Source organism: Paenibacillus sp. CF384 (genome assembly GCF_900106745.1).
Taxonomy (GTDB): Bacteria; Bacillota; Bacilli; order Paenibacillales; family Paenibacillaceae; genus Paenibacillus_Z.
The window spans coordinates 112,303-128,008 of sequence record NZ_FNNV01000012.1; the positions used below are offsets into that span (position 1 = coordinate 112,303).

General features: G+C 52.6%; 13 protein-coding genes. 3 read left to right on the forward strand and 10 right to left on the reverse strand.

The genetic code is table 11. The features are described 5' to 3' along the window. Positions 1 to 148: 148 nt before the first annotated feature. From BLW29_RS19365 to BLW29_RS19375, 3 genes are read left to right on the forward strand one after another with little or no spacing between them, the layout of a single operon-like run. On the forward strand, positions 149 to 1,219 hold the full coding sequence (locus BLW29_RS19365) for a LacI family DNA-binding transcriptional regulator (protein WP_090982620.1): 1,071 nt from the start codon (positions 149 to 151) through the stop codon (positions 1,217 to 1,219). Positions 1,220 to 1,227: 8 nt separating this feature from the next. Continuing rightward, positions 1,228 to 3,606: an alpha-L-rhamnosidase-related protein gene (locus BLW29_RS19370; RefSeq protein WP_090982621.1), complete on the forward strand. Its 2,379-nt coding sequence runs from the start codon at positions 1,228 to 1,230 to the stop codon at positions 3,604 to 3,606. Positions 3,607 to 3,617: 11 nt separating this feature from the next. Further along, on the forward strand, positions 3,618 to 3,932 hold the full coding sequence (locus BLW29_RS19375; RefSeq protein ID WP_090982623.1) for a TfoX/Sxy family protein: 315 nt from the start codon (positions 3,618 to 3,620) through the stop codon (positions 3,930 to 3,932). Positions 3,933 to 4,475: 543 nt separating this feature from the next. Here the strand turns inward: BLW29_RS19375 and BLW29_RS19380 are convergent. The 10 genes from BLW29_RS19380 to BLW29_RS19425 all read right to left on the reverse strand — a co-directional run bounded on the left by BLW29_RS19380 (position 4,476) and on the right by BLW29_RS19425 (position 15,606). Beyond that, positions 4,476 to 5,354, reverse strand: a complete 879-nt coding sequence (locus BLW29_RS19380; RefSeq protein WP_090982625.1) for an ROK family protein — start codon at positions 5,352 to 5,354, stop codon at positions 4,476 to 4,478. A gap of 92 nt (positions 5,355 to 5,446) precedes the next feature. Then, the gene (locus BLW29_RS19385) at positions 5,447 to 6,178 is read right to left on the reverse strand and encodes an alpha/beta hydrolase family protein (protein ID WP_090982627.1); all 732 of its coding nucleotides are present in this window, start codon (positions 6,176 to 6,178) and stop codon (positions 5,447 to 5,449) included. After that, complete coding sequence (locus BLW29_RS19390; protein ID WP_090982628.1) at positions 6,171 to 7,460, reverse strand: M48 family metallopeptidase; 1,290 nt, start codon at positions 7,458 to 7,460, stop codon at positions 6,171 to 6,173. Before BLW29_RS19390 ends, BLW29_RS19385 begins: the two co-directional genes overlap by 8 nt. Before the next feature lie 101 nt (positions 7,461 to 7,561). Then, positions 7,562 to 8,647, reverse strand: coding sequence for a glycoside hydrolase family 172 protein (locus BLW29_RS19395; protein ID WP_090982630.1), 1,086 nt, complete (start codon positions 8,645 to 8,647; stop codon positions 7,562 to 7,564). 140 nt (positions 8,648 to 8,787) lie between these two features. Continuing rightward, a complete protein-coding gene (locus tag BLW29_RS19400) occupies positions 8,788 to 10,140 on the reverse strand; it encodes an ABC transporter substrate-binding protein (RefSeq protein WP_177186710.1) in 1,353 nt (450 codons plus the stop codon). 2 nt (positions 10,141 to 10,142) lie between these two features. Further along, the gene (locus tag BLW29_RS19405; RefSeq protein ID WP_177186711.1) at positions 10,143 to 12,428 is read right to left on the reverse strand and encodes a putative bifunctional diguanylate cyclase/phosphodiesterase; all 2,286 of its coding nucleotides are present in this window, start codon (positions 12,426 to 12,428) and stop codon (positions 10,143 to 10,145) included. A 195-nt stretch (positions 12,429 to 12,623) separates the two neighbouring features. Further along, the gene (locus BLW29_RS19410; RefSeq protein ID WP_090982635.1) at positions 12,624 to 12,932 is read right to left on the reverse strand and encodes a thioredoxin family protein; all 309 of its coding nucleotides are present in this window, start codon (positions 12,930 to 12,932) and stop codon (positions 12,624 to 12,626) included. Between the two features lie 45 nt (positions 12,933 to 12,977). Beyond that, positions 12,978 to 13,637 carry a ribonuclease H gene (rnhA, locus tag BLW29_RS19415; protein WP_090982637.1) on the reverse strand — a complete coding sequence of 220 codons (660 nt, stop codon included), beginning with the start codon at positions 13,635 to 13,637 and terminating at the stop codon, positions 12,978 to 12,980. Positions 13,638 to 13,641: 4 nt separating this feature from the next. Then, positions 13,642 to 15,045 carry a GGDEF domain-containing protein gene (locus BLW29_RS19420; RefSeq protein WP_090982639.1) on the reverse strand — a complete coding sequence of 468 codons (1,404 nt, stop codon included), beginning with the start codon at positions 15,043 to 15,045 and terminating at the stop codon, positions 13,642 to 13,644. Positions 15,046 to 15,138: 93 nt separating this feature from the next. Further along, positions 15,139 to 15,606 carry a chemotaxis protein CheD gene (locus BLW29_RS19425; protein ID WP_090982641.1) on the reverse strand — a complete coding sequence of 156 codons (468 nt, stop codon included), beginning with the start codon at positions 15,604 to 15,606 and terminating at the stop codon, positions 15,139 to 15,141. Positions 15,607 to 15,706 lie beyond the last annotated feature (100 nt).

Below are 15,706 nucleotides of genomic sequence, written 5' to 3' on the forward strand. Positions count from 1 at the left end.
TTCCTCCCTCCCAAGGTACGCTTTGCCCGCTTGCTGTACAGAGTATACCCCGGCATTTGTGAATTGATTATAACAAATTCCATATATTGACGCTCTCAAATCGGTGTGCTACGTTACCCGTATAAAACGTTTTTAGAGGGTGCGAGCGATGAGAAAGTCAGACCGCAGCGTCACGATCAAAGATATTGCGCGAGAAGCCGGCGTATCGATTTCTACGGTTTCTTTCGCCTTTAACGGCACCGCACCTGTCGCACCTGATACGAAAGAACGCATCTTCGAGGTCATCAAACGGCTGAATTATCAGCCGAACTCCGCAGCCCGCGGCCTTGTCACGCGCAGGACGAACAATATTTGTTTGTTTACGCCTCAACCTGCTTCCAGTTTCTTCTCCTTCGCAGGCAATAGTGTGTTCGCCCACCTGCTGCAAGGCATCGGCGAGATTCTGGACCAGAAGGATTATAATCTGCTCATCTCTTGGGACAACCTTGGCCACAAAGCCAAAACGCCGAAGCTCATCAAGCTGATGCGAGAGCGGGCCATGGACGGCGTACTAATCTGTCTGCCTAGCCACGATTCCTCGGTTATTGAGGAGCTGCTCGAGCATCATTTTCCCGTCGTCATCATTGGCAGCAACGGACTGAAGAACCAGGTCAATTCCGTCGACGTCGATAATTACGATATCGCCTACCGCAACGTGCAGCATCTACTGGCGCTCGGGCATACGCGAATCGCATTCATCAGCCCGGGACCACTCGAATTTCTCGTATGCGAGGATCGGCTGGAAGGCTATCGTGGCGCTCTTGAAGAGGCAGGAATTCGGTACCGTGACGAGTACCTGTTTATCGGTGATGAGCTTGAAGGAAGCGGCTACCGTGCTGCGCATGCTTTGCTTAACTTGAAGGAACCGCCGACTGCCATCGTATCCGGTCGGGATACACAGGCTGTCGGGGTGTACGAATATGCGCGGGAGCATAGCATCTCCATCCCGGATGACCTCGCGCTCATCAGCTTCGAGAACTCCGAGCTCGCCGAGAAATACGGTATTTCATCGGCGACAACAGATCTGCATGAGATCGGCAGGGAAGGCGCGAGGCTCCTCTATAAACTGCTCACCCGCAAGAAAGAACGCAGCGCTCAGAATATCGTCATCCCCTCGGAGCTTATTATTAGATCCAGCTGCGGCGGCGCGAATCAGAAGATAAATCATTCACGGAGGTAGAACTCTCTATGTTCAACTATGCACGCCCCATCTGGCCGGAAAGGCTAGAGCAGGAAATGAATTGCACCGGCGGCTTCAGAGCTCAGTTTCAAGGGATTGGGACTGAACGCCGGATTGTAAGAATCACGGCTTCCTCCCGCTATCGCGTTTATGTGAATGGACATTTCTGCGGTCATGGACCGGCGGCAGGACCGCATGCCCATTACCGGGTCGATGAATGGGAGCTTTCGCCGAGTGTGGTGCAGGAAGGCTCGAACATCGTCGCCATTGAAGTCGCAGGCTACAATGTGAACAGCTTTTACACGCTCGACCAGCCTTCTTTTGTCCAAGCAGAGGTTGAGGTTGATGGCATTGTAGTAGCTGCAACAGGCGACTCGGCTCGAGGTTTCGACGTGTTCGTGCTTCCGGAACGCGTGCAGAAGGTGCAGCGTTACAGCTTCCAGCGTGCTTTTATCGAGGCCTACCAGCTGGATGCGCATGTGCATGAGTGGCGCACAAACGCGGATTCGATTCCCGCTTCCCCGGCAGCTTCAGGTGCCCTTATGGAAGAGAAACAGCTTCTCCCGCGGCGGGTAAGTTATTCGGACTTTGCGGTCAAAGCTCTGGCTGCCATCGTTGCCTCCGGCACGGTTGCGAAACGCTCCGCTGGCGGGGCTGACGTAAATTCCCCTTGGCGGGACCGGGCGTTAACCGGAATTGGCCCCTTGTTCAAAGGCTTCGAGATCAGCGAGCTGGCGCTCCTGCCTACGGATGAGTTGGGAGAGCTGGAGACAAGCCTGCACAACGATGCTGCAGCCGTTTCATATGAAGGACAACCCCTTCAGTTGGGCACGCAGGATACTGTTATATTGGCTTTTGACCGCAATCTATCCGGGTTTATTGGGATTCAGTTCACTTGTGAGCGGGCTTCGCGTATTGCGATTACATTCGATGAGATTCTCTTGAATGGCGATGTCGATCATCTGCGGCTGGAATGCTCGAACGTCATCCATCTCGCCTGTGAGCCAGGTACTTATGCCTTCGAATCGATTGAGCCGTATACGCTGAAATATATGAAAATCATCGTTCTCGAAGGTGACTGCCTTCTCTCCGGCTGCAGCTTGCGGGAATATGCGAATCCGGATGCGGATCGCGCGGATTTCCGCAGCTCTGATGAAGCGCTGGGGTCAATCTTCGATGCAGCGAGGGAATCGTTCCGTCAGAATGCAGTGGATATCTTCATGGACTGCCCTTCTCGTGAACGTGCCGGCTGGCTGTGCGACAGCTTCTTCACGGCACGCGTTGAGGCCGATTTGACCGGACGTTCCGTCATTGAACACAATTTCCTTGAGAATTTCGCGCTGCCTGAGCACTTCGCTCATCTGCCTGAGGGCATGCTGCCCATGTGTTATCCCGCAGATCATTACAGCGGTGAATTCATTCCCAATTGGTCGCTGTGGTTCATTATTCAGCTGGAGGAATTCCGTTCGCGCGGCGGGGATGAGGCGCTGATCCGTTCCCTGCAGCCTCGAGTGGATGCGCTGCTGCGCTATTTCGAAGGCTTCCATAATGAGTTTGGGCTGCTGGAGAACTTGGAGAGCTGGGTGTTTATCGAATGGTCGAAGGCGAATAGTTTTGTTAGCGGCATTAATTTCCCTTCCAACATGCTCTACGCCGGAGCGCTGGAAGCAGCTGGCCGGCTTTATCAGAACGACGATTACTTGGCGCAAGGGGTCGCACTGAAGCAGGTCATTAGGGAATTTTCGTTCGATGGGGAGTTCTTCGTTGATCAGGCGATTGAGAATGCCGATGGCGAAATCGAAATGACCGACAACCGCACTGAAGTGTGCCAATACTACGCTGCCTTCTTCGGGATTGCGGATGCCGAGACGCAGCACGATTGGTACGCGAGCCTCGTTCACGATTTCAGTCCGAGCCGCGGCGCGGACGAACCAACTATCGCCGACATTAGCGACATCCATCCTGCAAACGCGTTTATCGGCTACTATTTGCGCATGGAGCTGTTATCGCAACTAGGTGCCTCCGCACAGCTGCTCGAGGAGATCAAAGCCTTCTTCGGCCGTATGGCTGAACAAACCGGCACGCTCTGGGAGCATAACCGAACGACCGCCAGCTGCAACCACGGCTTTGCCTCCCATGTCGTACGCAGTCTGTACCGCGATGCGCTTGGCATCGAGTCGCTCGATCTGTTGCAGAATAAGCTGCTGATCGCCTTCACGAATACGTCGCTGCAATGGTGCAGCGGGAAGCTGCCGACGCCGGAGGGGCTTGTCGAACTGGAATGGCGCATTGAGAATGGCGAGCTTCGTTACCGGTTATCGGCACCGACAGAACTTACGGTTGAGGTGCGTAACTTCAGCGGGAAGCTGCTTGTTCGGGAGGAGTAGGAGGAACGAATATGTCGCAGTATGAGCACATATACAACGAAATCGGCGATCAACTGGTCCTCAGCGATGAAGTCGTGAAGGGCAGCATGTTCGGCGCCAAATGTCTGAAAATTAACAAGAAAGCTTTTGCCATGTTCCACCGTGGCAACATGGTCTTCAAGCTGCCTGCGGACAACGGTGCCGCAGCTCTTGACGGCGCGGGGACATTCGAGCCGTCCCCCGGCAAAGCGATGAAGGGCTGGATCCAGGTCCCGCCCGACCACGCGGATCAGTGGGAAGAGCTCTCGAGCACGGCACTGCGTTATGTGCGCTCGCTGAGCGAGTAGCGATAGTCGGGTTCCCTAGCGCAGCTTCTCCAGGTGCAAGTATGTATTATCTGCTGGTGGCAATTGTTCGCAACGCTGTCGGATGCGACAGGATATTGACAGCGTTGCGCATCATTTCGTATAACCATACACCATCACACACTAGCACTCACTATTACGCATCTTCACACACCATTACTCATCTTCACGGCCATCGCGCACCATCTTGCAACTTCACGCACTATCTCACATCATCAGGACCATCACACCTCGCGCTTGATTGAGGAAATGTTTCCATTTATGCAACATTTATCGAGCAATACCCGCCTAACGGAGGAAATGTTGCGCTAAATACAACATTTTCATCTCATTAAGCCGTATGCGGGCCATTCTTCATGGAAATGTTGCCATTTGTGCAACATTGGGCTCCATTTACCCACCGATGAGGTGAAATGTTGCATTTCCGGCATCATTTTCACGCCCAGCCGCCTAGCCCGCTCGCAACAAAACAAAAAGCTGCTCCAATAGTCGCCTAATCGCAACTAGTGGAGCAGCTTTTATTCCTTACTTCGCGGCAAGCGCACGCAGGCCGAGTGCCAGCGCGCCGCTCAAGCCGGCGTTGTCGCCAAGACCCGGTGGCACGATGTACTCGTCGATGCCGCCAAGCAACGCTTCCGCACTGACGTAACCGTTCAGGTTCTTACGAACCTCTTCACGGATGAGCGGGAAGAGGTGCTCCTGATGCATAACGCCGCCGCCTAGAATAACACGCTTCGGCGACATGAGCAGAACCGCACTCGATACGGCCTGTCCAATATAGAAAGCCTCCATCGCCCAAGCCGGGTGATCCACGCCTAGCTCGCTGCCCTTCACTTTCCATCTGCCCTCAAGCGCCGGACCTGCAGCCATACCCTCCAAGCAATCGCCATGATACGGGCAGAAGCCTTCATACGTATCCTCAGGATGACGACGCGTCAACACGTGTCCGCCTTCTGGGTGAACCAATCCATGAACGAGCTTGCCTTCTGCATATACGCCGACACCGACACCGGTACCGATCGTGTAATAGAGACAGCTGTCCAGTCCGGCAGCCGCGCCCCAAGTAGCTTCACCCAGCGCTGCCGCGTTTACATCGGTATCCCAGCCAAAAGGAACGTCAAACACTTTGCGCAGCTCCGGCAGGAATGGATAGTTGCCCCAGCCCGGCTTCGGCGTTGTCGTAACATAGCCGTATAACGGGCTATCCGGATCAATATTAATCGGACCGAACGAGCCGATTCCGATGGCTTCTACTTCTTTCTCACGGAAATACGCGATCACGTTCGCCAGCGTCTTCTCCGGCTGCTCGGTCGGGAAGCTTACCCGATCCAGAATTTCGCCTTTCTCATTACCGATCCCGCAAACAAACTTCGTACCGCCGGCTTCCACCGCTCCAATAAGCATTGTCCCCAGTTCCTCCCAGTCGTTGTGTCACCATATTTAGTTTATCTATTAAGCAAAATAGCAAAATTACCCGAGAACAGCAAGACTTTGTTCTAGATGATCCCGCTAAGCCAGCCCCAAACCGCCTGCAGCGTCAGCCACTGGTTCGACAAGCCCATCCGATTCGTATACGGCGCATGCTCTCGAAAATAATCCGCATGTTTGCCAATAATCGGTACGCCGCATGCTCCGGCCGGCCCATGCTTATCCGGCTGCCATACAGGCAGGAAGCCGCGCTGCCCACGAGCCCAGCCGCCGAATGTGCCCAACCGGCTAATCCTATCCACCGCTCTGTCACCAGCCGACTCCGCGGTAGCATGAACAAACAGTACCGACTGCCGCAGCTCCTGCGCAATGCGGCATCGCGGCGAGCCAATCATCACTACCGGGCTCGGTGCCCCGCCCTCTTGCTCATGCAGGAGCTTCGCCGCCTGCACGGCTGCTACGCCTCCGCCGCTGTGGCCGATCAGAATCGTCCGGCCTCCCTGCTGCCCGCGGCGAAGTCGTCCGGCCTGAATCTCGGCGACCACGCGCTTCCCGCCAATGGAGCGATCAGCATGCCGCGAGCTAAGCCGCATATCACGCCCGATTTCCCAGAGCTGAGGGATGACGTTCCGACTCCAATCCCCATAAGGGAAGAGCAGCTGCGAAGCACCTACCTCGTAGCCTTCTCGAGTCAGTATAGCATGCAGCGAAGCTCGAAAGCTCTCCATGAATTGCGGAGCAGTCGCCAGACCGCTCAGCAGATAGAGCGAGACTTCGCCTTTGGCAGGAGGATTACTCATGCGTTCCTTCCCCTTTATGCTCACGTTCGAACTTCATAGCCGCCGCAATCCGCTCCAGATCGCTCGGATGCGTATCCCGGAACCAGCGCACGAGCAGCGGAGGATTAATATCGCTCAGCGTAATGACCGCAGTTTTCTGCTGCATCGAGATCGAGCCGTCCGCACTGCCGAGCAAATCCATTGCATAGGCATCAGCCGCGGATTCCGCGCCTCGCGATACGAGATTGCTAACCGGCAGCGACGCGAAGGACAGCACCGCGATAATCAGCAGCAAGAGCGGCAGTGCCGTTATATCGGAGCGACTGCGAATGCCGAAGCGATCCCCGTAGCGGCGAATGCTCCAAGTGTAGATCCAGCCGCCAACAACAATAACCACAAGGGACGAACCGACAGCGCCTAGTGCGCTCCACTCTAAGTGGTGCATCACATAGTGCCCCATCTCATGCGCCATAATGAGCAGAATCTCCTGCTCGGTCAACTGTTTCAGCGTCGTGTCCCACAGCACGATTCGCAGAGAAGAACCAATCCCTGTCACATAAGCGTTAATCGCATTGGTCTTGGTGGACATATCCGCCTCATACACACGATCAGCAGGGATATCCGCTTTCGCAGCAAGCTCCAGAATACGTTGCTCCAGCTGCGGATTAGACAGCTCCGTAAAATGATTGTACAGCGGATCGATGACGACCGGCTGCACATACATCATGAATACCGTGAACGGGACCGAAATCAGCCACAGCTTCAGCCACCATCTGCCCTTGCGCGAGAGAATCCAGAACGCAACTGCAGAGACGGCGAGCAGCGTCACATACCCCACGCCAAAGGCAACCAGCTTATCCCGAATCCACCCCGGCACAGGCTGCGTCGTAATGCCATACGACTTCGACAAGCTATAGCCAAACACACGAAGCGGCAAATAGAGCAGAAACGAAGCCGCGTCAACCAGCAGCACGAAGATCGGAAACCGCACAACAAGCGGCAGCCCCCGGCGCTCCAAGGCATCCCGCCAATAACGAGCGAGACCGCCGAAGAGCAGAAACAGATAAATCAACCATTCCCAAGGCCCGCTAATGAAGAATATCCAATTACGCAGCGCATTCAACACCGCACTATCCTTCAACTGCTCCGCGCTGAAGAAGGTCGCCGGATCGGCGGCGGTCCCGACATACGCTGCCGGTACGTTATTCGGAGACGTAAACCAGACATATACAGCCATCAAGACCGCATACACGGCTGTTAGTGCGACCCATTTCCATAACCCGGCGAACTTACGCGAAGGCATAGGACTACCACCTGCTTTTCCAATGTTTAGGTTGTCATTATCATAGCACAGAAAAGAAGCCGACTCATCTTGAGCCGGCTTCTGCCTGAGGCATCCATCAATTAGATAACTTCCCGCTCATCGTTACCCGGCAAAACCGGGAATGGCGCATGCGGCTCCGCTTGATACCAGAACGTAGTCGAAGCGATATCGCTTTGCTGCGGCAGGTAGCGACCGCCGGACCGCCAGCCCAGATCTTGTATCGTCACGCGCAGCTCGGAATCGAAACGAATCGGATCCTGCACATGCCAGCGATACATGCCGAAACGCTGTTGACTGCGGTACAGGCCATCCGGCTTAATGACTTGGTGCATGCCGAGGAACGGCGTGGAGTAAACTCCGTATTGTCCCTGCGGATGCTCCCAGTTCCAAGCGCCGCCGAAATAATCCTCCGTACCCGTTCCACAGATTGTCGGGTATTCCGTGTCCCCGTCCATGAAGAACTTGATTTCGCCCTCGCCCCACCAGCCGGTGTTGTTTACTTGCCAAGCGAGGTAAGTACCTACGTAATGGCCTTTACCTTTAACGCCGTCAATTAACGTATGAACATCCTTGTAAGCGACCGGATTGCTTCTTCTCCACTGCGCGTGGAAATACGCCATATCCTCCGGCACTTCCGTAAGGGTGTAATCGATTTGATAATACAGGACAGCCTTGTCCGACTTCGACGTATTCTCCATCGTGAGGCGCGCCGAGCCGCGGAAAGGCATTTGCCAGTAGCTGTTCATGCCTCCGGCCGGATTAACCGCAACCGGGAACGAATTCACGTTGCAGCGCTCTTGCCAGCCATTACAGAAGTAGTCGCCGACAGGTACTTCTACGGAAGGCGTCTCCTCATTATCCCAATAAATGCGGAAGATCATATTTCTCCACGAACCGGGATGGCAGGTCAACCAAATATGTTGAATCGCACCGGGTCCGGCAATTTCGCCCATCGTTAATGTTTCGCCCGCCGCGATTTCGACGGATGGCGATACTTTCCAGCCGACTCCCAAATCACGTGCGCAGTTTGCACCTGTTCCCTCTGCAGCCATGGCTCCTTTGCCTGGCTCACCCGTAAAGTTCTCCGGGCTGATCGATCTTGTCTTGGCATTCGACAGTCGTGCTAAGTTTCCAATTCCCAAATCCAAACCATTAAAGTTATACAAGTCGCTGTACACTCCCTACGTTAGAATGAAAACGGTTTACTTTTGTAACATGGCACCTATGCTACTCCCGCTTGGGACAAACTGTCAACGTTTTTTTGTAAAAAAAAGCAAGCCCACCCAGCTGGCGGACTTGCTTCTTACTAACGCTGCATGAGCTCCTTCTGTTCCTTCCAGAAGGTATCCCAAGCCGTCAACGTTTCCTTCACCGTTAATTCCCCGAGGAGCATCTGCTGTTCTGCTTTAGTCGAGCGTCTCTCCCATTCGGAATAGCTGGGGTATTGAATCGGGAGTCGATAGTACATGTATTTATCCGTGTTATTGTTCATTTCGATCAATGGTTGATAGGGACCGGTCATAAAAAAAGGATCTGCAGCCGCAGTCGTGTGAATCGGCACCAATCCGTATCGTTTGCCCATAGAGATGTTCTGCTTCGGGCTAGACAGATACGCAATGAGCTTCCATGCCTCTTCCTTATGCAGCGATTGTACGGGAATTCCCCAGCCTGCTGCACCGACTGTAATTAGCGCTTTGCCGTCCGGTCCTGCGGGCATCGGGGCTGTTGCCCATGTGCCATGCGGCATCTTGGCCTGAAGCGTCTGTATGACATCCGAATCTTGAAGCAGCATAGCCGTCTGTCCGGAGGTGAACGCATTGACCTGCTCTTCAAATCCATAATACAACGATTCCTCAGGAGAGGCATTCTTATAGAGTAACGTATACAACGAAAGAGCCTCCTCCGCTTCAGGCGACGAATAAGCACTCGTGCCGTCTTTGCGGAAGGCGCCGTCTTCCACATTCATCCCATCGCCATTGTACGTCCGGACCATCGTATCAAAGATCGAATTGGCTCCCTTCGCACCGCGGAAGGAGAATCCGTAGCGGTTCTTGCTGCGATCGGTCAGCTTCACGGCCGTCTCATACAGCTCCTGCCACGTTGCCGGCGGCTTTAGCTTCTGACTGTCGAACCAATCCTTACGATAATAGAGCTGTCGTTCATACAAGCCGTTAGCCAGAAAATAAAGCTTCCCCTGCACACTGCCAACATTCAGCGGAATTTCAGCCACCGTCGAGAAATCCTTCCAATTCGCAGCGTAAGCATCCAGGGGATCAATGTACTGTTTACTTACATAATCCGCAATATTAACATCCCGTACCTCGATCACGTCCAGATCTTGTTTAGCAGCCAGCATCGTTTGAATCGTCTCGTCCGCTTGGTCGAATGGAGGCGAGATCAGCTCCACATGAATCATCGGGTTCTGCGCCTCGAACTCCGCAATTTGATCTTTCAAGATGACTGTTCGCTGGGGGTTCGTCAAACTCTCCATCATCTTAAGGGTAACCTTCTCCGATGGCGCATTCGCCTGCACCGGCTCGCTCAGTAGGCTACCATTCTCCGAACCCGAATTGTTCTTGGCGCTGCAGCCTGTGACCATGGTCACCATCATCAATGCGTAAACAAACGGGCGCAGCTTTCTAGTAGGATAAACTCCCATAGCTATAGCCTCCTGCCTGCAAAACTGACATTTTCGACTAAACGATTCGCACATTCCTCCGGTAAGAGAGGGCGACTGAATATGTATCCCTGAACGTCATCGCAGTTCAATTCGCTGAGCAGCTTCACTTGCTCCATCGTCTCGACGCCTTCGGCCGTTACACATAAATTCAAACTGTGCGACATGACGATGATCGCTCCGACAATCGCACGCTCCTTCGGGTTCTCAATCATATCATCCAAGAAGGACTTGTCTATCTTCAGCCGATGAATGGGGAAGTTCTTCAAGTAGCTGAGCGAAGAGTATCCTGTCCCAAAATCATCGATGGAAATTTTGACACCAAGCTTAGAAAGGCCTTGCAGCGTAAGAATGACCTTCTCGACATCCTGCATCGCGATCGATTCCGTAATTTCAAGCTCCAGATATTGCGGTAAAAGCCCTGTCTGTTGCAAAATGTTCGATACCGTTTCAATAATGCCGTTGCACTGAAATTGATGAATGGATAAGTTGACGGAAACTTGTACCGCGGGTAATCCGGCGTCTTGCCATGCCTTATTCTGCTTGCAGGCCGTATATAGAATCCATTCCCCGATCGGAATGATGAGACGGGAATCCTCGGCAATCGGGATAAAATCAGCCGGCGAAATGAGCCCATGCTCGTGATGCCTCCACCTGACCAGCGCCTCGACACCGGCGATTCTTCCGGTTGCGAGCTCGTATTGCGGCTGATACATCAGCAGCAGCTGCTCCCGCTCCAGCGCCTTGCGCAAATCCCGCTCCAGCGACAGGTTGCCGTATGATTTCTTATCCATCGCTGCATCGTATAACCTGTGACTGCTTCGGCCGCTTTCTTTGACGCTGTACATCGCCATATCGGCATTCTTAATGAGCGACTGTCCATCCTCGCCGTGCTGCGGATAAATACTGACTCCGATGCTGGCGGAAACGAACAATTCTTTATCCTGATAATAAATAGGCTGCTGGATAAGGGCTGCAATTTCATAAATAACCGTTTCAACCTCGTCATACTCACTGATTTGAGGCATTAATACAAGAAACTCATCCCCGCCAAACCGTGCAATGGTGAAGGCTTTATTAAGGTGCCGCTTCAGCTTATCCGAAATATCAATGAGCAGCTTGTCGCCTGCACCATGTCCGAAGGTATCGTTAATGATCTTGAGTCGATCTAAGTCAATAAACAGGACAGCAAAACGCTGCCCATGCTGCTTGGCTGTGACGATCTCCTTCTCTAAGAGTTCGTTAAACAGCTTTCGGTTGGCTAAATCGGTCAAATGGTCATGATATGCCATATAGCGGATTCTGGCCTCACTTCGTCTGCGCTGGTACAAATAATTGAGCAAATACGTCACAATCGCAATGGTAAGCACACTTGCAAGCGTAGTATTGCGAATTTTACGCGTATCCTTCACAAGCTCCGAGACCGGAATCACCGCTTCCACCTTCCAACCCGCGGTAGACAGCTTGCCCGCCACAATCAACTGCTGCGTGCCGTTTACCTTGATCGTAGCGGTATCAATCGTCGATAAGGAGGCATCCTTGTCGATATCCGTCCGGTTCAGCGCAGGAATTCCGTAAACCTCTCCTTCGCCGGCACCGCGTGCCGCGCTTAGCAGACGATTGTTCCCATCTAACAGCACCATCTCGCCGCTGCCGCCAAGCCGTCTCTCGGAGAGCGTATCGTTCAATACACGGGTACTGATCTCGACCAGGAGCAGATATTGTCGGCCGGAGCTCAGTGTCAAATTGCGGCTGATCGCAAACGATGACAAGCCGGACATGTAACCCTCGCTCTTCGTTTCATGCCATACGATCCTGCCTCCGGCCAAGGCTTGTTTATACCAAGCGGTATGGGTGTAGTCAATACTAGGTACATCAGGAGGGGTGGTCGTGATAACCTTCAAATCGGAATCCCGAGGCAGGAGGTGGACGGCCGTAATTTCCCCTTTGCTGAAGAAACGGACCGCAATGGTTGTTTTGATCGCATTCGAAGCGGTATAACGTTCCAGCTGTCCGCTGCTGTTGCTGCTGTAATCGGCCAAATTGCTTAAGATCATACTGTCTGTAATAAAGTTGTACGTCAGGTCCTCATAACCCCGTAACGTGAGGTTCAGTTTATCAACAGACTGCATAACCATCTGCTGCGCCGAGAGCGTCATCTTCTCTTTCAGAATGGACTTGGACTGTGAGTAAGAGAAGAAGCTGATTCCGGCGACCAGCAAGGTAGAGCATAATAATATAAATAAAAAGGGCTTGAAATTCGCCTTCACAAACTCCGCCTCCTCAATCAGCATCTATATGTAGTAAAGCGGAATCTTCGACAAATTTCACCAAAAATCGTGCTTTCGGACTAATCTGATACTAATGTACCACACAGTCGTTAGTAAAGTTATTTAGTAACTGTTAGATTTCTATTTATTCTCAATAAAAATAAAAAAACGTTCCAATCTGTGAGGAAAGGAACGTTACTTAAGCAGTCGATACAGGTCATCGACAGACCTCATTGCATATTCGAAACGGACAGGTTCCCCGCCTTCAACAATTACGAGGCAAGGCACGCTGGTAATTCGCCACCCGTCTCGCAAGGTCGGCGAGAAATTGATATTCATCGTCCGAATCGGCGTCGTGCTGCCGGCTGCTTCTGCGATTTCGAGCATGCGCAGCCCCAGCTTGCATGTCCCGCATAGCGGCGTGAAGAAGTAGATCGCTTCCCGCTCCTTCTCCGCTTTGGGCTGTCCCAGCCATTCTTGCTCGGTAATCTCTTGAAAAGCCATATGCGTACTCCAATCTTCTGCCTGTATTCTACGTAAAACGGACGCTTATTTGCGCCCGTAATCCGCTTTAATCTCGCCCCACTGCTTCGTCTGCCACTTGAGCACTTTATTCGAATACGAGTTGGTTTGCAGCCACTTGACGGCGCGGTCTACCATGCCCCAGATTTCCGCCGTGGACGCATCTCTGACAAGCGTAGAGGATACTTCCTTCTGCCTCACCCATTTGAGTGCATTCATTGAATCGCTGTACACCGTCTTATTGCTGCCGAGCTTCTTCAAATAAGCTAGTCCATGTACAATGGCGAGAAACTCTCCGAGGTTATTCGTGCCTTTGGATACCGGGCCTACAGCGAAGATCACTTCACCTGTTTGCGTATCCACGCCTTTATATTCCACAGGTCCGGGATTACCGTTTGTGCCAACATCTACGGAGATGCTGTTATAATCGATCTCTTCGTTGCCTGCTTCCACTGCGGAGCTCTTGCGTTTAAAGTGCTGCCCGGAGCTGCTTGAAGCGCTGCTGCTGCCTTGTCCCCAATGCTTCTTCCATCCGCCTTGATAGGCTTCGTCGGCTGCTGCTTTTGTTTCATAGGACTTAAATTTCGCATCGTCAAATCCGCTCGTTTGAGCCTGACACTCACTCCAATTGCTGTATACGCCTGGCTTTCTTCCTACCCAAACGACATAAAACTTCTGCTTGGCCACCTACCTACACACCTTCTTTAATGAAAGATTCACTGCCATAGACCTTCATCTGATTCCGTCCCTGCTGCTTGGCCTCGTAGAGCGCCTTGTCCGCATGGCGAACGAGCATCTCTTTGTCGATCAAGACCGTCGGCGTTAAGGCCGCTACACCTACACTAATTGTAACCGAGCTGCTTACGCGCGAAGCACGATGCGGGATACCCAGCTTCTTGATTTGATTGCCCAGCATGCTGCCAAACACCGCTGCATCTTCAAGGTTCGTTTCCGGTAGCAGCACGATGAATTCCTCACCGCCGTATCGCGCAACGAAACCGCCGTTCGGCAGCGGTAAACTGCTTAGTACGCCGGCAACCTGCCGCAAGCAGGTATCCCCTTCTTGATGTCCATAGCTATCATTATACGCTTTAAAATAGTCGATGTCGCAAAGGATAACCGACAGCGGAAGCGCCCCATGAACGGCCAGCTCCCACTCTTTGTCGAACAGGTCATCGAAATGTCGGCGGTTAGCAATGCCCGTCAGTCCGTCGACGTGGGCCAGCTCAGCAAGCATCTTATTCGTTTCCTGCAATAGTTGTTTCTCAAGCTTACGCTGCGTGATGTCTCGGAAAATGATCATAACGGCAGGCTCGCCATTATATTGCATCCAAGATGCCGTCACTTCCACATCGATCGGCTTCCCGTCCACGCGTAAATAGACACTCTCGAAGGGCCGCAGGACATCCCTGTTCTCAAGCACTTGCTGGACATGCTTGCTTGCTCTTGCCACATATTCGGGATGCACCATCGCCCGAAGCGGACGCTCCATCAACCGTTCGAGACTGCCGTCACCGAGAAATTGAACCGCCTTCTGATTGGCGAGCACAAGCTTGCTGTTCGCGATAACCATAATCGCATCCGGCGACAGATCTACTAAACGGCGATAGCGGTCTTCACTCTCTTGCATGTCCTGCTCCGCTTTCTTCCGCCCGGTGATATCGCTGCCAACTATGATGACTTCCACCGTTTCGCCGTCTTTCCTAATCGGCATGACACTGTTCAGATAGGTATACCCCTTTAGCTCGGACTCATATTGAAACTGTTCCCCTGCCCATGCTCGGTCGTAAACGCTTCTAATATAAGCATGCATACTTTCCGGTACGATATCTTCCATGGTTTTGCCGATATCCGCTTGCGTCAGTCCAAGCCGATAGAACAGTTGGCCGTCTGCCATCGTGTAGTGGTAGCGTCCATCTACCTTCTTAATCTTAAACGTAACCCCCTGCTGCTCCCGCAGCAAGGTCGCATACTCCAACTGAAGCGCCTTGAACTGCGCCACCGCTCCGTTCATCCGAACGTAATAGAAGCGGCCCCATAAGAGAGCCGCTGAAATTGCAACTATAATTGTTGTTGTACTGATCCAAGTCGTCATGTCTGCACACCTGCTTGATAGGTTTATCAGTCATCATTCGACAACAATGGTGAATTTCCCTCTAAATGTAATACCACTGCATGTCTACTCTTCTTACGAACTTAGAGGTAACGTGGAGAGCTTAATCTCGCCAGTCTTCACGCTCATAATAAGCGTACGACTTACTTGGCCGCCGACTTCAGCCTTGATGGGTTCTAAATTCATATGCTGCAGCATGAGCTGGACTTGCTCCAAGTTGCGGCTTCCGATTCGAAAGTAATCACGCTTCTTCGGCTGTGCGCCTCCGAACAGCTGGATAATCAGGTTGTGCTTGCGGCAGCCAAACTGCTCCACCATCTTGCGAATAAGGAGTGGAACGCCTGTAGTGGCAAAATGGCCCGGCCGTTTGAGCTCGTCCTTCACGGAAAGCGGCTGCGGAAGCACAATATGAATTAAGCCCGCTACTTTCTTAACCGGGCAGTATGCTGTAACCGCCACACAGGTGGACAGGGAGAAGGTTGTGATAGTCTCTACTTGGTTGCCTGAACAAACCCATTCTCCCAATCCAACGACTCTATTCATGCTGACTGACTCCTATCCCCTGTGGCGGTTACATTTGCATACTACTCTTCCAGTATAGCAAGAAAATGTTAGATTTTATCTAGCGTACAAGTTGCATTCA